Raw genomic sequence first — 20,912 nt, 5'->3', positions numbered from 1 at the left:
TTTCAGGAACCGGCACGATAGCGCAAGCCCGCGGGCGGCACGACGCCAGCGCGGAAAAGCTGCGTGTCATCGGCATGCCTTTTCAGGATCGTCATAATGGCGGCCTGTTCCGGATTCATGGTCGATCGCATGCGCCACGCCCCTTCCCTGCTCGCCGCCCTGTCCACCCTGCTGCTCGGCGCCTGCGCCAGCACCGCCGCGCCCCGCGCGCCGCAGGCCCTCGCCGTCGAGGTGCCGGCGGTCAGCCACCCACAGGGCGAGACGCCGCAATGGTGGTACCGCGCCGGCGCCGCGCAGGCGGCCGGCAATGGCGCCATGGCCGGCAAGGCGAAGAACGTGATCCTGTTCCTGGGCGACGGCATGAGCCTGACCACCGTGGCAGCCGCGCGCATCCTCGAGGGCCAGCGCCACGGCAACCCGGGCGAGGAGAACCTGCTGTCCTGGGAGCGCTTCCCGGCGACCGCCTTCAGCAAGACCTACAACACCGACTCGCAGACGCCGGACTCGGCCGGCACCATGACCGCCATCACCACGGGCGTGAAGACCCACATGGGCGCCATTGGCGTCAGCGCCGGCAGCCGCAGCGACTGCGCCGACAGCCTGGGCAAGCATGCGCTGACCTGGCTGCAGCTGGCCGACAGCGCCGGCATGGCCACCGGCGTGGTGTCCACCGCGCGCCTGACCCACGCCACCCCGGCGGCGACCTACGCGCATTCGCCCGACCGCAACTGGGAGAACGACACCGACGTGCCCGAAGCGGCCCGCGCCGCCGGCTGCGTGGACATCGCCCAGCAGTTGCTGTCGACCACGCGCTACGGCCGTGGCCCGCTGGTCGCGCTGGGCGGCGGCCGCGGCCAGTTCACCACCGTCAACGAGCAGGATCCGGAGTATGCCGACAAGGTCGGCCTGCGCCTGGACGGCCGCAACCTGGTGGCCGAATGGCAGGCCGCGCACCCGCAGGGCGCCTACGTGTGGAATGCCGCGCAGCTCAAGGCCGCGGCCGATGCCCCGGCGCTGCTGGGCCTGTTCGAGCCGGACCACATGCAGTACGAGCACGACCGCGCCCGCGACCCCGCCGGCGAGCCGTCGCTGGCCGAGCTGACCCGCGCGGCCATCGCCAACCTGTCCCGGCATCCGGAAGGCTATGTGCTGATGGTGGAGGGCGCGCGCATCGACCACGCCAACCACAGCGGCAATGCGGCGCGCGCACTGGGCGACACCATCGCCCTGTCCGACGCGGTGCGCGCGGCGGCCGAAGCGACCTCGGCCGATGACACCCTGATCATCGTCACCGCCGACCATTCGCACACGCTCAACTTCGTCGGCTACCCGGCGCGCGGCAACCCGATCCTGGGCAAGGTCAAGGATAAGGGCGGCGAGGACGGTGCCGGCGGCCTCGACCTGGCGCGCGACGCCACCGGCCTGCCCTACACCACGCTCAGCTATGCCAACGGTCCCGGCTACACCGGCGCCAGCAACCGCCAGCCGGCAGGCCCCAAGACCTTCCCGCACGCGCCCAGCAGCTACGAGCCGGCGCGCGGCCGCCCCGACCTGACCCACGTCGACACCGAGCACCCGGACTACATGCAGGAAGCGCTGGTCCCGGCCAAGGCCGAATCGCACGGCGGCGAGGACGTCGGCATCTGGGCGCGCGGCCCCGGCAGCACCGCGGTGCGCGGCACGCTGGAGCAGAACGCCATCTACCACCTGATCGTGCAGGCCACCCCGCGCCTGCGCGAGCGCCTGTGTGAACAGGGTACCTGCGACGCGCAGGGCGTGCCGGTGGAACTGCCGCAGCCGGCGAAGTTCGAACGCAAGGCGCCGTAAACCACGCGCGACGGCACGTGTCGGGGCCAGCGGCGGCACTGCTGTCGCTGGCCCTGCTGCCCGCCCTGGCCTGCGCGGGGGAGGCCTGCCATCGTCGCGACACCCAGCGCCTGGAGGTACTGCCCGGCTGCACGCAGACGGCGCCGGGCGCGCTCGCGCCCAGTGCCGGCGCACGGGCACGGCTACGCTTCGACGAAAGCGGACTGGCCGCGCTGCAGGCCGGCAGCCAATGCTATTACGTGCGCCGCGACGGCGCCCACCTGCCGGTCATCACCTGCGACAACGGCCCGGACTACTTCGCCCAAGGCCTGGTCCGCGCGCGTGGACGGCCGGATCGACTACTACGCCCCCCCTGCAGCCGGCCTTCGCCGCGCGTTTCGACGGGGGCTTCCCCTTCCGGAACCGCAGCGTCGAGGTCTGCGACGGCTGCCGCGAAGGCGCGGCAGACGCCGGCGGCCACACGGACATCGTCGGCGGCACGCGCTTGCGCATCGACCGGCAGGGCAACGCGCTGCCCGATTCCCCGTAGCGGACGGCGCCCGCCCGCGCGTCCGTCGCCCGACGTGCATGGCAGCGGGATGGACCTGCGCCCCCTCATCGGTGCGCCTCCTACAATGGCGCCGATGGAATCCGCCCTGCCACCGCTACCGGACCTCACCACGCCCGTGCTGGTCGGTTTCAGCGGCGGGCTGGACTCGACCGTGCTGCTGCACCTGCTGGCGCACGCCCCGGCGGCGCGCGCGCTTGGCCTGCGCGCCGTGCACGTGCACCACGGGCTGCAGCCCGCCGCCGACGCCTGGGCCGCACACTGCCAGCGCGTCTGCGATCAATGGCAGGTGCCGCTGCGGGTGGTGCACGTGCAGGTGGACGTGGCGGCCGGCGAAGGCCTGGAAGCCGCCGCGCGCCGCGCCCGCCACGCGGCGTTCGCCGGCCTGCTGCAGGCGGGCGAACGGCTGGCGCTGGCGCACCACCGCGACGACCAGGCCGAGACCTTCCTGCTGCGCGCCCTGCGCGGCTCGGGGGTGGAGGGACTGGCGGCGATGCGCGAATACCGCGAGTTCGGCGCCGGCCAGCTGTGGCGGCCGCTATTGCGCGTTCCGCGTGCCGCACTGGAAGCGCATGCGCGCCGGCACGGCCTGCCGTGGATCGACGACCCCAGCAACGGCGAGGACGCCTTCGACCGCAACTTCCTTCGCAACGCGGTGATGCCGCTGCTGGCCACGCGCTGGCCCGACGCGGCCGCCGTGTTCGCGCGCAGCGCAGCGCTCGCCGGCGAGGCCACGACCCTGCTGCAGGCGCAGGACGAACGATGGCTGCACGCCTGCCGTGATGGCGATGACGGCCACGCGCTGTCGGTCGCCGCGCTGGCGGCGCTGCCGGCGCCCGCCTGCGCCCGCGTGCTGCGCCTGTGGGCGCGGCAATGCGGTCTGCCACCGCTGCCGGGCCATGGCGTGGCCCGCATCCAGCACGACCTGCTCGGCGCCGGCCATGACCGGCAGGCGGAGTTCCGCTGGCAGCAGGCGCGCATCGTGCGCTGGCGCGACCGCCTGCAGGTCGCCGCCGTGTACCCGCCCTGGCCCGACGGCTGGCAGGCCGATTGGGACGGCCGCACACCGCTGCCGCTGCCCGATGGCGGGGTACTGGCGCTGCATGGCGCGCCCGGCTTCGACGCGCCGCTGCAGGTGCGCCAGCGCCGGGGCGGCGAGCGCATCCGCCTGCCCGGCCGCGCCCATTCGCACCTGCTCAAGCACCGCCTGCAGGCGTCGGACATCCCGCCGTGGCTGCGCCCGCAGCTGCCGCTGCTGTGCGACGGCACGCAGGTGCTCGCCGCCGGCGACGGCATCGTCGCCGCACCGTTGCGGGACTGGCTGCAGTCCCGCCGCGCGCAGCTGCGCTGGCAGCCCCCGGGCAGCGCGAATTGACCCGTCAGCGCCCGCCGCTCACACTTCCCCCATGCCCAAGAAGTCCCCCAACGAGACCTCGCCGGTCGCCCACTTCGAGCAGTCGCTGGAAGAGCTGGAGCAGCTGGTGCAGAAGATGGAAACCGGCGAGTTGAGCCTGGAACAGTCGCTGGCCGCCTACGAGCGCGGCGTCGGCCTGTACCGCCAGTGCCAGCAGGCGCTGGAGCAGGCGGAACTGCGCGTACGCCTGCTCACCGATCCGGCGCAGCCGGAGAAGGCCGAACCGTTCGAACAGGCCGGCGATGTCGACTGAGGCCCTGTTCGCCGGCTGGATCGAACGTACCGAACAGCACCTGCACGCCGCCCTGCCCGACCCCGACGCCGCGCCGCAGCGCCTGCACCAGGCCATGCGCTACGCCGTGCTGGGCGGCGGCAAGCGCATGCGGCCGCTGCTGGTGCGCGCCGCCGGCCACCTGTTCGCCGCCGACCCGGCGCTGCTCGACGCACCGGCCAGCGCGGTCGAGCTGATCCATGCCTATTCGCTGGTGCACGACGACCTGCCGGCGATGGACGACGACGCGCTGCGCCGTGGCCGTCCCACCACCCACGTCGCGTTCGACGAGGCCACCGCGATCCTGGCCGGCGATGCGCTGCAGACCCGCGCCTTCGAGCTGCTTGCCGACGCTCCGCTGCCACCGGCGCTGGCGGTGGCCTGCCTGCGCACCCTGGCCACCGCGTCCGGCGCGGCCGGCATGTGCGGTGGGCAGGCACTGGACATCGACGCCACCGGCCGCCGGCAGCCATTGTCCGGCCTGGAACGCATGCACGCGCTCAAGACCGGCGCGCTGATCCGCGCCGCGGTGCGCATGGGCGCACTGTGCGGTGGCGCCGGCGATGCCGAGCTGGCACGGCTGGACGGCTTCGCCGACGCGCTGGGCCTGGCCTTCCAGGTGCGCGACGACATCCTCGACGTCGAGGCCAGCTCCGAGCAGCTGGGCAAGACGGCCGGCAAGGACGCGGCGCAGGACAAGTCCACCTTCCCGGCACTGCTGGGCATGGACGGCACCAAGGCACGGCTGGAAGCGCTGGCGGTCGACATGCATGACGCGCTGGCACCGTTCGGTGCAGGTGCCAACGCACTGTCGGCCCTGGCCGAGCTGGCGATCCGGCGCTCGCATTGAGGCCCCAGCGGGCACGCGCCGCACGCGTCCGGCCACATGCACCCCCGCAACGGAAAAGGCCCGGGAATCCCGGGCCTTTTCGCTGCCGCATGCTGCCGCCGGATTACTTGATCAGGCGGATCGCGAACGGATAGCGGTACGCCTGGCCCTTGTTGGCCGCCAGACCCGCGACGATGCTCAGCACGATGCAGGCGATCCAGGCGGCCAGGTTGATCAGCGCGCCGATCAGGATGATCGACAGGATGGTGCCGACGATGTAGATGCCCAGCAGCGTAAGCTGGAAGTTCAGCGCTTCCTTGGACTGGTCGGTGAGGAACGACTTCTGCGGGTTGTCCTTGTTCACCAGCCACATGATCAGCGGCACGATGAAGCCCAGGATGATGCCCGACAGGTGCACCAGCATGGCCATGGTGTTGTCGTCGGAACCTGCCGCCGGCGGAGTGCTGTTCTCGTAATCGCTCATGGTGTTTCCCTTTACCTTGGTCTGTGGAATGTGTGGGGTGCTGTCATCCGCGGTCCTCCGGAGTGCCCCGCAGCGGCGGCAGCCGAAGAATTACGTCACTCGTCGCCCGCGACCGTCATTGTCCCGACTAGGATCGATCCTGTCGAGATATGTGAACGCGGGTCGACGTCATTGCCCACCGCCTCGATGCTGGCGAACATCTGTTTCAGATTGCCTGCGATGGTGATGCCGTCGACCGGCCAGGCGATCTGGCCACTCTCGATCCAGAAACCGCTGGCGCCGCGCGAGTAGTCGCCGGTCACGCCGTTGACCCCCTGGCCCATCAGCTCGGTGACCAGCAGGCCGCTGCCCATACCCGAGAGCATGGAGCGCAGGTCGCCGGCATTGGCCGCGACCGCCAGGTTGTGCACGCCGCCGGCGTTGGCCGTGGTCTGCAGGCCCAGCCGGCGCGCCGAATAGCTGCCCAGGATGTAACGCTGCAGCACGCCGCCGCTGACCAGCGCCGAATCGCGCGTGGCCACGCCCTCGCCGTCGAACGCGCTCGAGCGCAGGCCACGGCGCAGCCGCGGCCGCTCGTCGATGGCGAACCACTCCGGGAACAACCGCGTCCCGGCACTGTCGAGCAGGAAGCTGGCGCGCCGGTACAGCGCGCCGCCGGAAACGGCCGACAATAGATGGCCGATCAGCGAGCGCGCCACTTCCGCGGCGAACAGCACCGGCACCTGCCCGGTCGCCAGCGAGCGCGGCTGCAGCCGTGCCAGGGTGCGCTCGGCCGCGCGGCGGCCGATGGCCTCCGGGTCCTGCAGGTCGGCACGGGCGATGGCGCTGCTGTACCAGCCGTCGCGCTGCATGCCGTCGCCCTGCCCGGCGATCAGCGCACAGCCGATGGAATGGTGGCTGCTGCGTTCGCGGCCGATGAAGCCATGCGAGTTGGCGTAGACCGACAGGCTCTGCGCGGTGGCCACCGAGGCGCCATCGGAATTGGCGATGCGCGGATCGGCACCACGCCCGGCCGCTTCGCAGGCCAGGGCAAGTTCCACCGCGTCATGCGCGTCCAGCGCCCACGGGTGCCAGGTGTCCAGGTCGGGGAAGTCGCGCGCCATCAGCGCCGCGTCGGCCAGGCCCGCGGCCGCATCGTCCTCGGTGTGGCGGGCGATGGCGCAGGCCTGGGCCACGGTCGCCTCCAGGCTGCCGTCCTGCAGGTCGGCGGTGCTGGCGCTGCCCTTGCGCTGGCCAAAATACACGGTGACGGCGATACCGCGGTCGTGGGTGGACTCGACCGTTTCCACTTCGCCCAGGCGGACATTCACGTCCAGCCCGCGGTCCTCGCTGCAGCTGACCTCGGCCTGGCTGGCGCCCAGCGCGCGGGCCTTGTCCAGCAGCCGCTGCGAGATGCCGGCCAGGTGTTCGAGCCGCTGCAGGCTGTCGTCGGCGGCGAAGGTTCCGGTGGTGATGGTGTTCAATGCTTTATCCTTTCAACGAATCAGGCCGGAGCCGGCCGTTTCCTTCCCCGGCCGGGGAAGGTGGCGTGAAGCGCCGGATGCGGGTACGGGCCAGGCCCCATGCCACCCGGCATCGCGGGACTTTGCCCATGCCCTCCCCCCTCTCCCCGGTGGCAGAGGGGCACAACGGATCAACTTTAATCGAGTAACAAGGCAATGCGCGGACGCGACGAAGAGACCGGCGAATTTTTCAGCGAGAGCCGCAGCCAGAACCGGCGCGAGGCGCTGGAAGTACTGGCGCTGGGCGAGAAGCTGGTGGAACTGACGGCCGCGCAACTGGCGCGCCTGCCGATCCCCGCCGACCTGCTGGAGCACATCGAATACAGCAAGCGCATCACCTCGCATGGCGCGCGCAAGCGCCAGCTGGCGTTCCTGGCCAAGCAGATGCGCCGCGAGGATGACGCCACCCTGGACGCCATCCGCGACGCGATGGAAGCCAACAGCGAGACTTCCAAGCGCGCGGTGGCGCTGATGCACCGCATCGAGCGCTGGCGCGAGCGGCTGCTGGCCGAGGGCGACGCCGCCCTGGCCGAGCTGCTGGACGAGTACCCGGATGCCGACCGCCAGGCCCTGCGCACCCTGGTCCGCAATGCGCTGGCGGAGAAGGCCCGCAACAAGCCGCCGCGCGCGTACCGCGAGATCTACCAGGCGCTGCGCGAGCTGATGCTGCCGGCCCTGGCCGGCGCCGATGCCGAGCCGGCCGCGGACGAGGCCGACGACACGGACCAGCCGACCGCCTGACATGCGCCGCGAATGGGCCCTGGCCATGCTGCTGGCGGCGATGCTGCTGGCCGGCCTCGGGCTACTGCTGCGGTCCGCGCTGGCGGGGTTCTACGGCAGCGTGCTCGGCGGGCTGTGCCTGGGCACGGCCGCGCTGCTGGGCACCACCGGGGTCGCCATTGCCGGCCTGTCGGCCATCCACCGCCGCTGCTCGCGGCGCACCTTCGCGCTGGCGCTGGCCTGCGCGCTGCTGCTGCCGCCGCTGGCGCTGGCCGCCGGCGTCCAGCTCAAGCTGCGCAGCGCCTATCTGGCCGTGGTGCCCTGGCAGCTGGACGTGCACGACATCGCCTACCGCAAGGAACAGCGCTGGGGGCTGCCGCTGCTCGCCCTGCCCGGCGACAACGAGACCGGCATCCGCGTCTTCCCGCTGCCACCGCGTGCGGCGCAGGCGCTGCGGCAGCACGGCATCGGCTACCTGCGCGGGTTGCCGGACATGCCGCTGCGCCTCGACGACCCGCGTACCCGCGGCCGCTACGGACCGTGGCATGAGACGCCGCTCGACGAAGACGCGCGCCGCCATGTCACCCGCCATTGCGCGCAGGACGAGGGCGGCTTCTGCATCACCATCGACGCCCGGGTCTGGGGCGCGGTGCAGCAGGCCATCTCCACCCCCGGCAGCTACTACGCCATCGGCCGCAGCGGGGTGATCGTCATCGACCCGGCGCGGCAACGGGTGATCTACATGTACAACGGCTAGGGCGGCGCGGTAGCCACCACGCCACGGCTCAGGCCTGGGTGCCGCCCACGGTGAGCCCGTCGATCAGCAGCGACGGCTGGCCGACGCCGACCGGTACGCTCTGGCCGTCCTTGCCGCAGATGCCCACGCCTTCGTCCAGCGCCAGGTCGTTGCCGACCATACGCACCTTCTGCATGGTTTCCGGGCCATTGCCGATCAATGTCGCGCCCTTGACCGGGGCGGTGATCCGGCCGTCCTCGATCAGGTAGGCCTCGGTCGCCGAGAACACGTACTTGCCGCTGGTGATGTCGACCTGGCCGCCACCGAAGTTGACCGCGTACAGGCCCTTCTTCACCGAGCGGATCATTTCCTGCGGGTCGTGGCTGCCGGCGCGCATGTAGGTGTTGGTCATGCGCGGCATGGTCAGGTGCGCGAACGATTCGCGGCGGCCGTTGCCGGTGGGCGCCACGCCCATCAGGCGCGCATTGAGCGTGTCCTGCATGTAGCCGACCAGGATGCCGTCCTCGATCAGCGTCGTGCACCGGGTCGGGGTGCCTTCGTCGTCGATGGTGAGCGAGCCGCGGCGGCCTTCCAGGGTGCCGTCGTCGACGATGGTCACGCCCGGGGCGGCGACGCGCTCGCCGATGCGGCCGGCGTACACGCTGGTGCCCTTGCGGTTGAAGTCGCCTTCCAGGCCGTGGCCGACCGCCTCGTGCAGCAGCACGCCCGGCCAGCCCGGCCCCAGCACCACCGGCATCACCCCGGCCGGCGCCGGGATCGCCTCCAGGTTGACCAGCGCCTGCCGCAGCGCTTCGCGGGCGAAGGCCTCGGGGCGGCCATCGGCGAACAGTTCCTGGTAGCCATGGCGGCCACCGCCACCGGCATAGCCGGACTCGCGGCGGCCGTCCTGTTCGACGATCACCTGCACGTTCAAGCGCACCAGCGGGCGCACGTCGGCGCCGAGCACGCCATCGCTGCGCGCGATCAGCACGGTATCGACGCCGCCGGACAGGCTCACCATCACCTGCTGCACGCGCGGGTCGGCCGCACGCAGGTAACGGTCCAGGCGCTTGAGCACCTCGACCTTGGCCTCGTTGCCGAGGCTGTCCACCGGATCCAGCGCCGGGTACAGCGGCCGGGTGGCCGGCGCGCGGGCCTGGCCGTGTGCCAGTGCGCGCGCGTCGCAGCTGCCGCCGTCGCGCGAGATCGCGCGTGCCGACTGCGCGGCGGCCAGCAGCGCCGCCGGCTGGATGTCGTCGGAATAGGCGAAACCGGTCTTCTCGCCGGCAATGGCGCGCACGCCCACGCCCTGCTCGATCGAATGGGCGCCGTCCTTGACGATGCCGTCCTCCACGCTCCAGCTTTCGCGCCGCGAGTGCTGGAAATACAGGTCGCCGAAATCCACCCCCGGGCCCAGCAGGGTGCCGAAGGTGCGGTCGAGGCGGGTGGCATCCAGCCCGGCCGGCAGCAGCAGGCGGGATTCGGCGAGCATCAGGGCGTTGTCGGTCATGGCTTTCCAGATGGGGGCAGGCCACGGGTTCGCAAGCCTGCGGCAGCGTCGGTCAGGGGCTACCGGCGCCGGCCGGTTGCTGCGCCGGCGGCGGCAGGCGCGGGGCGTCGCGGTCGACCACTTCCACCTTCGGGTCGGACCACGGACCGGTGACACGATAGGTCCTGGCGCCGATCTCGCCCAGTGGCTTGCCCAGCACCGCATTGGCGGCCGCTCCGACCGCCGCGCCCACCGGGCCGCCGGCGACCGCGCCGACCACGGTGAGCAGGTTGCCCGAGCGCGGGTTGACCTCGACGGTCTGGTCGAACCGTTGCGCGCGCAGGTCGGCCTGGCCGCGGATGGTGATGTCCGCCGCCGGCCCCTGCATGCCGATGCGGTCGGTGCGGGCCAGGCCGTCGCCGAACGCGACGCGGCCCTCGGCATGGTTGAACGCCAGGCCCTTGGAGAAGAAGTCGCGGAAATCCAGCAGCAGCCGGCGCGGCAGCTGGGCGACGCTGAGCAGGCCCAGCACCCGTCCCGCCCCCGGTTCGACCTCCAGGATCTGACCGTTGCGGATATCGATGTCCAGCGTGCCTTCCAGCCCGGCCAGGTTGAACGCGGCCGGCGCGCCATCCCAGCCGGCGTTGAACTGCAACTGTCCCTGGCCACCGCGCAACTGCCCGCCATAGCCGAGGTTGTCCAGCAGCCCGCCGAGGTTCTCGCTGCGCACGGCCGCCTCGAACCGGGTCCGCGCCTGGGCACCGGTGCCGCGCCATTGCCCGGTCACGTCGATGGCCTGCTTCGGCGAGCGGAACTGCAGCTGCGACACCTGCAGGCCGTCGGCCAGCGGGCGGGTGCGCAGCGTGGTCTGTCCCAGTTCGGCCTTGCCGAAGGACAGGTCGCCGATGTCCAGCGCCAGCGGCGGCACCTTGGCCGGTTCCACCGGGTCCGCGGGACGGTCGCCGGCCTCGCCGGCCACGGCCGTGGCCGCCTGCCAGTGCACCCGCGCCAGGGTACCGCTGACGGTGCCGCCCTCGGCCGCGGGGAACGACAGGTCGCCGGCCAGCGACGGCCCTTCCAGCTGCACCGCCACCGCGTCCTTGCCCGGGCGCAGGCGCAGCCGTGTCTGCTCGAAGCGGCCACCGACCAGCAGCAACTGGTCGGCCAGCACGTCCACCTGCTTCAGCGCCACGCCGTCGGCATCGGCGCCGCCCGCGCCGCCCTGCCCGCGCGCCAGGCCGATCCACTCCAGCGCGTCCAGCGACGGCGTGCGCCCGTCCACCACCAGGCCGTCGGCCGGCGGCTCGCGGCTGACCCGGTCGCTGCCCAGGGTCACCTGTACGCCGGTACGGCCGTTGTGCGTGCGCGCGGCCAGCGCCAGGCGCCGGCCGAAGGCGACTTCGGTGGTGCCGCTGCCCAGCGGCAGGCTGGCGGTGACCCGGGTCGGCAGGGTGTCGGCGGCCGGCTTGTCCAGCGGCGCCGGCAACTGCAGCCGCGTGCCCTGCAGGTCCGAGCGCAGGCTGAGCGTGGTCGGCGGCGCGACACGGCTGCCGGCCGCTGCCTTGGGCAGGGCCACGCCGATGGTCCAGCGCGAGGTGCCGTGCACGTAGGGCTGCAGCCATTTCAGCTCCGGCGCGCGGTCCAGCAGGTCGCTGGCGGCCAGCGAAGACGTCAGCTCGGCCTCGAACGCATTGCCGGGATCGCCCACCGGGCTGCCGGCGCTGAGCGACAGCACGCCGTCGTGCTCGCGGTGCCTGACCTGCAGCGCGGTCGCGCGGAAGCCGTCACTGGCGTACTCGGCCTTGCCGCGCACGTTGTCGAAACGCAGGTCCCAGCGGCGGTCGGCCAGGGTCGCGCCGCGCAGCTCCACGGTACCGCTGACCTGGCCCTCGCCGCCGCGCAGCGGCAGCGACAGGCCGAAATCGACCGCGGCCGGGCCGTTGGCACTGAGCGCATCCAGGGTTTCGCCGTAGCTGCCCTGCAGCGGGCTCTGCCGCAGCAGGGCCAGCAGGTGCCCGCTGTCGTCGAGCGTGCGCGCGTCCACTTTCAGGCGCGATTCGTGGAAATCGGCGATGCCGGCACGGAAGGCATCGACCTTGACCCCGCCGAGGCTGCCCTTGCCCTGCAGCGCGAAGCCATTGGCGATGAAGGTGATGTCGGCATCCACGCCGCTCATCGCCGGCCAGCCGTGCGAGAAGCGCAGGGTGCCGTTGTCGATGCGGCCGCCGGCCTCGAAGCGGCCATCGTTGCCGTCGAACGGCCAGTCGTCGAGGTCGCCCACGGCCAGGCCGACGCCACCGCGCAGCTGCCCGTCGACCAGCGCGCCGTCCAGCCAGTCCACCGCGGCCTGGCTCATGTGCGAGCGCACCCAGAACCCCTTGGCCGCGGTGATCGGCACGTCGTCCAGCTGCGCGGCCAGGCTGATCCACGGCCGCGTGCCGTCGCCCTGGAACCACAGGCCACCGCGCACGTTGGCCGCGTAATCGTTGCCCTGCACGCGCATGGCCGGCGTGGCGACGTGCCAGCCGGCGCCTTCGCGCCAGACCACTGCCTGGCCGTCCAGCTTCAGGGTGTGGACGACCCCGAACCCGGTCGGCCAGTCGAAGCGCAGCGGATGCGCCGGCTGCAGCCGCAGCGCCACCGCCTGGCCATCACCCTCGAAGCGCCCGCGCAGGCCGCTCAGCCCCGGGCTGCCGGCGACCGCCGCGAACGCGGCTTCCTCCAGCTCGCCGGCGCCGTGCATGGCCCCGCCCGCCTGCCCGGCGATATCCACGTCGGCGAAGCGCAGCACCGGCGCGGCGCGGTACAGCCAGTGGCGCAGTACCGGTTCCACGGCGTCGCTGAGCGCGGCCACGCGCAGCAATGGCGTCACGTCGATGCGCCGCCCGCGCAGCGCGAATTCGCGCCCACCGCCCAGGTGCAGGCCGTCGAGCACCTGGCTGCCGGCCGTGCCGGTGGCCACCCGCAACTGCGGCGCATCCACGTACCAGCGGTCACCGTCCTGGCGCCAGCGCGCGCGCAGCCGCAGGCTGTCGAAGCCGGTGACCGGCGGCTTGCCGCCGGCGGCGAAGGGCGCGCCGGCCAGTTCCAGCCGCTCCAGCGTGGCATCGGCGATGACCGACGCCACGCGGTGGTCGTTCAGCGCCACCCAGGTGCGGATCGTGCCGGTGCCGCGGCGCACGTCCAGGCCACCGACGTGCAGCAGCGCACGCCAGGCAGACAGGTCGGCCGGTGCCGCCGCGATCCAGGCGGTGCCATCGCCACGCTGGCGCTGGAAATCGACCACCGCGGTCACCGGCGCGGCATCGTGGGCGATCCAGGCCCGCGCACCCGCGCGGATGCGATCGCCGTCCACGCGCAGGCGCAGGTCGATGCGCGGCAGTTCGGTGTCCAGCCCGAGCGACGGCGCGTCGAGCCGCAGGCGGCCGCCGATCACCTGCAGCTCGCCCAGCCGGCGCACGGTTTCCATCGGATCGCCGGCGGCGGCGGCAGTGGGCAGGCCGCGCACCGACCAGCGGCCATCGTCGGCCCGCTGCAGGGTCAGCGCCAGCCCGCGCAGGCGCAGTTCGGTCAGCGGCGCGCCGGGCAGCAGCCCGGAATACAGCGATACCAGCACCTCGGCCTGGCCGATGCGCACGCCTTCGCCCTGGCCGATGCGCAGGCCATCGAGCCGCAACAGCGGGCCGCGGCGGGTCCAGGCGGTGTCCAGGTGGTCGAACGCCACCGGCTGGCCGGCGCGCGCGCTCAGCCAGGCCGCCACTTTGTCCGGGTGCCGCTCCACCAGCGGCAACAACTGGTTGAGGCTGCCCACCAGCACGGCCACGACCACCAGCAGCACGGCCAGCGCATAGATCGCATGGCGGCGCAGGTGGCGGAGACGGTAGCGCGACAGCACGGGCATCGGGTTCGGGGCCGGGGATCAGGGGCCAGGGGTCAGCAGGCAGCCGGGGCGGTCACCTGCGGCACGCAGCGGGCCACATTGCCACACGGGCAATGAACGCGGCCCGTTCCGCCGCGGCGCCGGCGCCTGCTCACAGCAGGACCACGTCGAACTGTTCCTGCAGGTACTGGTCGTCGGCCTGGAAGCGGATGCTCTTGCCCAGGAATTCCTCCAGCTCGGCCACCGCCGCCGATTCCTCGTCGGTGATGCGCGCCACCACCTTGGTCGAGGCGATCACCAGCAGCCGCGCGGCGTCGAACTGGCGCACGGCGCGGGTGATCTCGCGGAAGATCTCGTAGGTGACCGTCTCGGTGGTCTTGATGCTGCCGCGCCCGCCGCATTCCGGGCACGGTTCGGACAGCTGCCGCTCCAGGCTCTCGACCGTGCGCTTGCGGGTCATCTCCACCAGCCCCAGCGGCGAGAAATCGTAGACGGTGGTCTTGGCATGGTCGCGCGCCAGCGATTTCTCCAGCGTGCGCAGGACCTGGCGGCGGTGCTCCGGATCGACCATGTCGATGAAGTCGATGATGATGATGCCGCCCAGGTTGCGCAGCCGCAGCTGCCGCGCCACCGACTGCGCCGCCTCCAGGTTGGTGCGGAACACCGTCTCCTCCAGGTTGCGCTGGCCGAGGAAGGAGCCGGTGTTGACGTCGATGGTGGTCATCGCCTCGGTCTGGTCGATGACCAGGTAACCGCCGGACTTGAGCGGCACCTGTTTGTCCAGCGCGCGTCCGATCTCGTCCTCCACCCCGTACAGGTCGAAGATCGGGCGATCACCGGTGTACAGCTCCAGCTTCTCGGCCAGCACCGGCATGTACTTGGCGACGAACGCCTGCAGCTGGCCGAAGGTTTCCTTCGAGTCCACCTTCACCTTTTCCACGTCCTTGCGGATCAGGTCGCGCACCGAGCGCAGCGGCAGGCTCAGGTCCTCGTAGATGATGCTGCGCGGCGGCGCCTCGCGGCCGCGGCGCTCGACCACGTTCCACACCCGCGACAGGTAGGAGATGTCCTCGGCCAGCGCCTCGGCCGGCTGGCCTTCGGCGTTGGTGCGCACGATGTAGCCATAGCCGCCGTGCTGGGCGGATATCTCGGTGACCAGCGCCTTGAGCCGCGCACGCTCGGCCTCGTCCTCGATCCGCGCCGACACCCCGACCATCTTCGACTGCGGCAGCAGCACCAGGTAGCGCGAGGGAATGCTGACCTGGGTGGTCAGGCGCGCGCCCTTGCTGCCGATCGGGTCCTTGACCACCTGCACCACCACGTCCTGGCCGTCGCGCAGCAGCTCGACGATCGGCACCGAGGACGGCAGCGGCAGGCTGGGCGCGGTTTCCTCGGTGTCGGCGGCCACCGGTGCCGGCCGCACCACGTCGTTGGCATGCAGGAACGCGGCGCGCTCCAGCCCGACCTCGACGAATGCCGCCTGCATGCCCGGCATCACCCGCTGCACCCGGCCCTTGTAGATGTTGCCGACCACGCCGCGGCGCCAGCCACGCTCGATGTGCAGCTCCTGCAGCATGCCGTTCTCGATCACCGCCACCCGGGTCTCGCGCGGGGTGACGTTCACCAGTATTTCCTCGGACATCGGTTCAATCCTTCCCGGTCACGCCAAACCCGCGCAGCAGCGCGGCGGTCTGCTGCAGCGGCAGCCCCATCACGCCCGAATAGCTCCCCGCCAGCCGGCTGATCCAGCGTTCGGCGCCCCCCTGTATGGCATAGGCGCCGGCCTTGCCCATCGGCTCGCCACTGGCGACATAGGCGGCGATCTCGTCCTCGGTCATCGCCGCGAACGTCACCTCCGATTCGACCACCACCTGTGTCTCGCGGGTGGGCGCCGCCAGGGCCACCGCGGTGATCACCCGGTGGGTGCGCCCGGCCAGCGAGCGCAGCATCGCCGCGGCGTCGGCGGCATCGACGGGCTTGCCGTAGACGCGGTCGCCCAGCACCACTTCGGTGTCGGAACCGAGTACCACCGGCTGCGGGTCGCCGGCGACCTGCGCCAGCCCGGCGCGCGCCTTGTCCAGGGCGACCCGGCGCACATAGGCCAGCGGCGATTCGTCGGCGCCCCGGCATTCCGGGACCTCCAGGTCGAGCGCGCGGAACGGGATGTCCAGCCGCGCGAGCAGTTCGTTGCGACGGGGGGAGCGGGAAGCAAGATAGAGCATCGGCGAAGCATAACCTGCGCCCGTTGCGGCCGCGCCTGTCATCGGCGGCGCATGACCATGCTCGCCATGGCGGGGCGTTAGCGCCTACGCTGGGACCATCGCCCCCTGAACGACCGGCAACACCCCCGCCGCGGCCCCGACCCCGCGTGGCCTCACCGCCCGTTCATCGCCACCGCACCACCCTCGCATCCGTCCAAGGAGGATCCACATGCGCCATTCCACCCTCGCCCCGCTGCTGCTCGCCCTGTCCTTCGCTTCGGGAGCCCCGATGACCGCCCACGCCCAGAACGCCCCGGCCGTCGTGGCCAGCGACGCGACCCTGCTGAACATCTCCGCCCAGGCCGAAGCCCGGCGCGTCCCCGACGTGGCCACGCTGTCGGCCGGCGTGGTCACCCAGGCCGCCGACGGCAACACCGCCATGCGCGAGAACGCGGTGCAGATGGACAAGGTGATGGCCGCGATCAGGGCCGCCGGCATCGCCGAGCGCGACATCCAGACCAGCGGCGTCAACCTCAACCCGCAGTACCGCTACGCCGACAACGAGGCGCCGAAGATCACCGGCTACCAGGCCAGCAACACCGTCAGCCTGAAAGTGCGCGACATCACCAAGCTGGGCAAGGTGCTCGACAGCCTGGCCGCGCAGGGCGCCAACCAGATCAACGGCCCCAGCTTCGAGATCGACCAGCCCGAGCCGGTCTATGACGAGGCCCGCCTGGCCGCGCTGAAGAAGGCCCAGGCCCGCGCCGAGACCTACGCCAAGTCGCTGGGCCTGCGCGTGCGCCGCATCGTCAGCATCTCCGAAGGCAGCAGCGGCGGCTTCCGCCCGCCGATGCCGATGATGGCGATGGCGCGTGCCGGCAAGGCCGAAATGGATACCGCGGTGGCCCCGGGCGAGACCACGCTGTCGGTCAACCTGGACGTGGTGTTCGAACTGGGCCGCTGAACCCCAGGGGCACCCGGATTTCCGGAAAACGGCGCCTGCGGGCGCCGTTTTGCTGTCTGCTGGCTGACCGGAAAACCCGGCCCCGCTTGCCGGATCGTGGATTTGCGGGCGCACTGGGGCTGCGCGGGCCGGGTCGATGCAACCCCGTCCCGCGCCACCGAGCGTTGTATCCGGCACACGCCCCTGCATGGAGGTGGTACATGGTCCGCACGCATTCCGGCACTTCCCCGATCCGTTTCGACACCTCCCGCATCCTCGCCTACAGCACGGCCATCGCGCTGCATGCGCTGGCGGCGGGACTACTGCTGATTCCGCTGTCGCAGGCCCCCATCCGCAACGACGCCGTCCGCCAGGAGCCACGCTGGCAATTGCCGGAAATCGTCCCGGTGGTGCCAGTGCCACCGCCGACGGAAGTCCCGGTGGTCAGCCACACCCCGCCGCCGACCCGCCACGCCCTGCCGGCCCCGGTGGAGGACGCGCCGATGCCGGTGTTCGCCACCGAGGCGGTCATCGCGCCACCGGCCGCGGCCGTCGCGCCCACCGATATCGCCGCGGTGGCCGATTCGGTCGCCCCGCCGGCGCCGCTGGCGGGCGTGCAGCTGCGCTACCTGCATGCGCCGGCCCCGGCCTACCCGCGTGACGCGCTGCGCGTCGGCGCGCAGGGCACGGTGACCCTGCGCGTGCTGGTCGACGTCGACGGCTCGCCGCTGGAAGTGCGGGTGGAGCGCAGCAGCGGCAACCGCAGCCTGGACAACGCCGCGCGCACCCAGGTACTGCGGCAGTGGAAGTTCCAGCCGGCCATCGACAACGGCCGGCCGGTGCAGGCCTATGGCCTGGTGCCGGTGGATTTCAAGCTGAATTGAGCCCGTCCCCGGACCGCCGGGAAGCGCCCCGCCGCGCTTCCCGGCGGGCACCGGCGTGAAGGCGCGCGTATTAATCCATTTTTCACGATCACCTCACCTGGGGAAAACATAGATTCGCGGCCGTCGATGTCCCTGGCCGCCGGTCCGGCGGTCGCCTGCCGCAGTTCCCTTGGAGAGAAGACTGTGAAACATCCGACCCATCGGCAGCCCGCCTGCCGCCCGAACCGTCTCTGCGCCGGCATTGCCACCAGCCTCGCGCGCCTGTTGTTGGTCCCGGCCACGCTGGCCGTCGCCGCCCCGGCCGCACTCGCGCAGAGCGCTGCGAATGAGAAGCCTACCAACCTCGACCGCATTACCGTCACCGGTTCCAACATCCCACGGGTCACCACCGAGACCGCTTCGCCGGTGCAGGTGATCACCCGCCAGGAGATCGACCGCACCGGCAAGGCCACCATCGGCGAGTACCTGCAGACCCTGACCAGCGACGGCGCCGGCTCCATCCCCAAGAGCTTCGGCACCGGCTTCGCCGGCGGCGGCTCCGGCATCTCGCTGCGCGGCCTCGGCGCGGCATCGACCCTGGTGCTGCTCAATGGCCGCCGCATGGCGCCCTACGGCCTGGCCGACGATGGCCAGAAGGTGTTCACCGACCTCAGCGTGATCCCGATGGACGCGGTCGAGCGGGTGGAGGTGCTGAAGGACGGCGCCTCGGCCATCTATGGCTCGGATGCCATCGCCGGCGTGGTCAACATCATCCTGCGCAACGACTTCACCGGCGCCATCGCCAAGGCGTCCTATGGCATGTCCGGCGACAGCGACGGCAATGCCCGCCGCGGTTCGCTGACCGCGGGCATCGGCAGCCTCGCCGAGGACGGCTTCAACGCCTTCATCAGCCTCGACGTCAGCAAGACCGACGGCATCCGCATCTCCGACCGCCGCAACCGCAAGTGGATCGGCAACGGCGACCTCAGCCCCTACGGCTACGACCGCGTCGCCGGCGGCCAGAACTTCCCGCTCAACGGCGCCATCACCGCCGGCGGCACCGTGGCCGGCAATTCCCCGGCGGGCAGCATCCGCGATCCGTTGACCGGGCTGTACCAGTCGCTGCCGGGCTGCGCGCAATTCTCCAGCATCACCCCGGCCGACCCCGGTGGCGGCTGCCTGTGGGAAACCCAGGACTTCCGCAGCCTGAGCCCGAGCGAGGAGTTCGGCAACCTGTTCGCGCGCGGCACGTTCGCGCTGTCGGACAACTTCGAGCTGTACGGCGAGTTCGGCTACTCGAAGAAGAAAACCGAGTTCTACAACACTCCCAGCGGCGTCTCCGGCTCGTGGGGCTATCCGGGCGGGCCGGTCAACGCCAGCAGCGGCGCCGGCGCCACCGTGCTCGGTGCCGGGCACCCGGACAACCCGCTGGGCGCCAACGCGCGGCTGCGCTACGCCGCGTTCGACGTGGGCCCGCGCGTGACCCGCAACACCAATGAGTTCACCCGCTTCCTGGTCGGCATGAAGGGCACCGTGGGCGACTGGGACATCGACACCGCCTACCTGCACTCGGCCACGCAGCTGGTCAACGAGCGCACCGGCTTCCTGCGCTACAGCCACGTGCGCACCGCGCTGTCCGACCCGAACAGCCCGGTCGGCTGGTGGCGCCTGGGGGCCAACGCCGGGCTCAACTCGCAGGCCCTGTACGACTACATTTCGCCCACGATCCATGCCAACGCCAACACCAGCCTGGACATGATCGACTTCAAGGCGTCGCGCACCCTCACCGAGCTGCGCGGCGGCCCGTTGGGGCTGGCCTTCGGCGCCGAGTACCGGCGGCAGAAGGCGCAGCTCGATCCGCAGACCTACACCGATATCGGCGACATCATCGGCCTGGGTTACTCGGCCTACAAGGGCACCCAGAAAGTAACCGTCGGCTACGTGGAAATGGTGGCGCCGGTGCTGCCGTCGCTGGAACTTTCCGGCGCCTTCCGCGTGGACAAGTACCAGGGTGGCGACACCGCGAGCACGCCCAAGCTGGGCGTGAAGTGGACCCCGGCCGAATGGATCGCGCTGCGCGCCACCTACGCCGAGGGCTTCCGCGCCCCGGGCGCGGCCGAAGCCGGCGATGGCGGGCTGGCGGCGTTCAGCACCGCACGCGACCCGGTGCGCTGCCCCGGCGGCACCCCGGCGCCCGGCGCCACCGCGGCGGACTGCGCGGTCAACCTGGCGATCATCACCTCGGCCAACCCCAACCTGAAGCCGGAGAAGTCCAAGAGCTACACCGCCGGCCTGGTGCTGGACCCGACCTCGACCACCACGCTGACCTTCGACGCCTGGCAGATCAAGCGCACCAACGAGATCAACCAGGGCGATACCGACCAGGCCCTGGCCGCCGGCCGCGGCGTGCGCTCGGACAACGACCTGCCGGGCATCCCCAACAGCGGCAGCCTGCTGGCGGTGAGCGTGGACTACATCAACTCGGCGCAGACCACGGTGCGTGGTTTCGACTTCGACATCCGCCAGCGCGTGCCGCTGGGCGACTACGGCAAGCTGGTGGCGGACCTGCAGTGGACCCGGATCAACTCGTTCAAGCGCGATGACGGCGCCGGCGCGGTGTACGAGTACGCCGGCACCCACGGCAACTGCGACGTGACCAACTGCATCGGCACGCCCAAGGACCGCCTCAACCTCGGCCTGACCTGGGACATGGACCGCTTCAGCGTCAGCGCCATCGCCAACTACATCGGCAGCCTCGACAACGTCGCGTTCAAGGGCGACAGCTGCGCCAACCACTTCACCGACGGCAGCGATGCCCCGGACGGCTGCAAGCTGCCGTCGTTCTACAGCATCGACCTGTCCGGGCGCTGGCGCGTCACCGATGCGTTCGAGGTGTTCGGCTCGGTGCAGAACCTGACCGACCGCATCGCCCCGCTCGATCCGCTGACCTATGGCGCGGTCAACTACAACCCGCTGCACTACAGCGGCGCCATCGGCCGTTACTACACCCTGGGCGCGAAGTACACGTTCAACTGATCGGCCACGGATCGCCGGCTGCACAGGCCCGGGCATGCCCGGGCCTGTGCATTTCCGGCCGGCAGCGCGCGCGCAACGAAAAAGGCCTGCATCTTGCGATGCAGGCCTTCGAATCTGGCGCCCGAAGTTGGAAGTTTCAGATTCTGCTGGGCGCCTACTTCCTTGTTTCC

Annotated in this window: 15 protein-coding genes; 9 read left to right on the top strand and 6 right to left on the bottom strand. The window is 71.5% G+C overall.

Annotation, left to right across the window (positions count from 1 at the left end):
- Positions 1–129: 129 nt before the first annotated feature.
- The 4 genes from MKP15_RS03935 to MKP15_RS03920 all read left to right on the top strand — a co-directional run bounded on the left by MKP15_RS03935 (position 130) and on the right by MKP15_RS03920 (position 4,909).
- A complete protein-coding gene (locus MKP15_RS03935; RefSeq protein ID WP_161613598.1) occupies positions 130–1,827 on the top strand; it encodes an alkaline phosphatase in 1,698 nt (565 codons plus the stop codon).
- A 623-nt stretch (positions 1,828–2,450) separates the two neighbouring features.
- Positions 2,451–3,749 (top strand): tRNA lysidine(34) synthetase TilS, encoded by a 1,299-nt coding sequence (gene tilS, locus MKP15_RS03930; protein ID WP_240211837.1) that lies wholly within the window; start codon positions 2,451–2,453, stop codon positions 3,747–3,749.
- Between the two features lie 31 nt (positions 3,750–3,780).
- Positions 3,781–4,041, top strand: a complete 261-nt coding sequence (locus MKP15_RS03925) for an exodeoxyribonuclease VII small subunit (RefSeq protein WP_104939130.1) — start codon at positions 3,781–3,783, stop codon at positions 4,039–4,041.
- The gene (locus tag MKP15_RS03920; protein ID WP_240211836.1) at positions 4,031–4,909 is read left to right on the top strand and encodes a farnesyl diphosphate synthase; all 879 of its coding nucleotides are present in this window, start codon (positions 4,031–4,033) and stop codon (positions 4,907–4,909) included. The genes MKP15_RS03925 and MKP15_RS03920 overlap by 11 nt, the downstream gene beginning before the upstream one ends.
- Positions 4,910–5,012: 103 nt before the next feature.
- Here the strand turns inward: MKP15_RS03920 and MKP15_RS03915 are convergent, their stop codons facing one another.
- Both MKP15_RS03915 and pmbA read right to left on the bottom strand, forming a co-directional pair.
- Positions 5,013–5,372, bottom strand: coding sequence for a DUF4870 domain-containing protein (locus MKP15_RS03915; protein ID WP_104939132.1), 360 nt, complete (start codon positions 5,370–5,372; stop codon positions 5,013–5,015).
- Between the two features lie 95 nt (positions 5,373–5,467).
- A complete protein-coding gene (gene pmbA / locus MKP15_RS03910) occupies positions 5,468–6,835 on the bottom strand; it encodes a metalloprotease PmbA (protein WP_240211835.1) in 1,368 nt (455 codons plus the stop codon).
- A gap of 195 nt (positions 6,836–7,030) precedes the next feature.
- Here pmbA and yjgA point away from each other — a divergent pair, with 195 nt between their 5' ends.
- Positions 7,031–7,615 (top strand): ribosome biogenesis factor YjgA, encoded by a 585-nt coding sequence (gene yjgA, locus MKP15_RS03905; RefSeq protein WP_104939134.1) that lies wholly within the window; start codon positions 7,031–7,033, stop codon positions 7,613–7,615.
- A gap of 1 nt (position 7,616) precedes the next feature.
- A complete protein-coding gene (locus MKP15_RS03900) occupies positions 7,617–8,351 on the top strand; it encodes a hypothetical protein (protein ID WP_240211834.1) in 735 nt (244 codons plus the stop codon).
- Positions 8,352–8,379: 28 nt separating this feature from the next.
- On the opposite strand, the gene tldD is transcribed toward MKP15_RS03900, so the two are convergent.
- The 4 genes from tldD to MKP15_RS03880 all read right to left on the bottom strand — a co-directional run bounded on the left by tldD (position 8,380) and on the right by MKP15_RS03880 (position 15,921).
- Positions 8,380–9,840: a metalloprotease TldD gene (gene tldD / locus MKP15_RS03895; RefSeq protein ID WP_161613593.1), complete on the bottom strand. Its 1,461-nt coding sequence runs from the start codon at positions 9,838–9,840 to the stop codon at positions 8,380–8,382.
- A 52-nt stretch (positions 9,841–9,892) separates the two neighbouring features.
- Positions 9,893–13,720: a YhdP family protein gene (locus MKP15_RS03890; RefSeq protein ID WP_240211833.1), complete on the bottom strand. Its 3,828-nt coding sequence runs from the start codon at positions 13,718–13,720 to the stop codon at positions 9,893–9,895.
- 130 nt (positions 13,721–13,850) lie between these two features.
- The gene (rng, locus tag MKP15_RS03885; protein WP_161613591.1) at positions 13,851–15,341 is read right to left on the bottom strand and encodes a ribonuclease G; all 1,491 of its coding nucleotides are present in this window, start codon (positions 15,339–15,341) and stop codon (positions 13,851–13,853) included.
- A 4-nt stretch (positions 15,342–15,345) separates the two neighbouring features.
- Positions 15,346–15,921: a Maf family nucleotide pyrophosphatase gene (locus tag MKP15_RS03880; protein WP_240211832.1), complete on the bottom strand. Its 576-nt coding sequence runs from the start codon at positions 15,919–15,921 to the stop codon at positions 15,346–15,348.
- Positions 15,922–16,129: 208 nt separating this feature from the next.
- On the opposite strand from MKP15_RS03880, the gene MKP15_RS03875 reads away from it, so the two are divergent.
- The 3 genes from MKP15_RS03875 to MKP15_RS03865 all read left to right on the top strand — a co-directional run bounded on the left by MKP15_RS03875 (position 16,130) and on the right by MKP15_RS03865 (position 20,742).
- Positions 16,130–16,864: an SIMPL domain-containing protein gene (locus MKP15_RS03875; RefSeq protein ID WP_161613589.1), complete on the top strand. Its 735-nt coding sequence runs from the start codon at positions 16,130–16,132 to the stop codon at positions 16,862–16,864.
- 200 nt (positions 16,865–17,064) lie between these two features.
- Positions 17,065–17,727 carry an energy transducer TonB gene (locus MKP15_RS03870; protein WP_240211831.1) on the top strand — a complete coding sequence of 221 codons (663 nt, stop codon included), beginning with the start codon at positions 17,065–17,067 and terminating at the stop codon, positions 17,725–17,727.
- 282 nt (positions 17,728–18,009) lie between these two features.
- Positions 18,010–20,742, top strand: coding sequence for a TonB-dependent receptor (locus MKP15_RS03865; RefSeq protein ID WP_240212072.1), 2,733 nt, complete (start codon positions 18,010–18,012; stop codon positions 20,740–20,742).
- The last annotated feature ends 170 nt before the right edge of the window (positions 20,743–20,912 follow it).

Source organism: Stenotrophomonas sp. Y6 (assembly GCF_022436665.1).
Classification (GTDB): domain Bacteria; phylum Pseudomonadota; class Gammaproteobacteria; order Xanthomonadales; family Xanthomonadaceae; genus Stenotrophomonas; species Stenotrophomonas acidaminiphila_A.
This window is presented reverse-complemented; position numbering and strand designations above follow the sequence as displayed.

Bases quoted from the DNA above. Each gene is read 5' to 3' on its own strand.
- MKP15_RS03890 (WP_240211833.1), bottom strand. From the start codon at position 13,720: ATGCCCGTGCTGTCGCGCTACCGTCTCCGCCACCTGCGCCGCCATGCG.
- MKP15_RS03935 (WP_161613598.1), top strand. From the start codon at position 130: ATGCGCCACGCCCCTTCCCTGCTCGCCGCCCTGTCCACCCTGCTGCTC.
- MKP15_RS03925 (WP_104939130.1), top strand. From the start codon at position 3,781: ATGCCCAAGAAGTCCCCCAACGAGACCTCGCCGGTCGCCCACTTCGAG.
- MKP15_RS03870 (WP_240211831.1), top strand. From the start codon at position 17,065: ATGGTCCGCACGCATTCCGGCACTTCCCCGATCCGTTTCGACACCTCC.
- MKP15_RS03920 (WP_240211836.1), top strand. From the start codon at position 4,031: ATGTCGACTGAGGCCCTGTTCGCCGGCTGGATCGAACGTACCGAACAG.
- tldD (WP_161613593.1), bottom strand. From the start codon at position 9,840: ATGACCGACAACGCCCTGATGCTCGCCGAATCCCGCCTGCTGCTGCCG.
- MKP15_RS03880 (WP_240211832.1), bottom strand. From the start codon at position 15,921: ATGCTCTATCTTGCTTCCCGCTCCCCCCGTCGCAACGAACTGCTCGCG.
- rng (WP_161613591.1), bottom strand. From the start codon at position 15,341: ATGTCCGAGGAAATACTGGTGAACGTCACCCCGCGCGAGACCCGGGTG.
- MKP15_RS03900 (WP_240211834.1), top strand. From the start codon at position 7,617: ATGCGCCGCGAATGGGCCCTGGCCATGCTGCTGGCGGCGATGCTGCTG.
- yjgA (WP_104939134.1), top strand. From the start codon at position 7,031: ATGCGCGGACGCGACGAAGAGACCGGCGAATTTTTCAGCGAGAGCCGC.
- tilS (WP_240211837.1), top strand. From the start codon at position 2,451: ATGGAATCCGCCCTGCCACCGCTACCGGACCTCACCACGCCCGTGCTG.
- MKP15_RS03915 (WP_104939132.1), bottom strand. From the start codon at position 5,372: ATGAGCGATTACGAGAACAGCACTCCGCCGGCGGCAGGTTCCGACGAC.
- MKP15_RS03875 (WP_161613589.1), top strand. From the start codon at position 16,130: ATGCGCCATTCCACCCTCGCCCCGCTGCTGCTCGCCCTGTCCTTCGCT.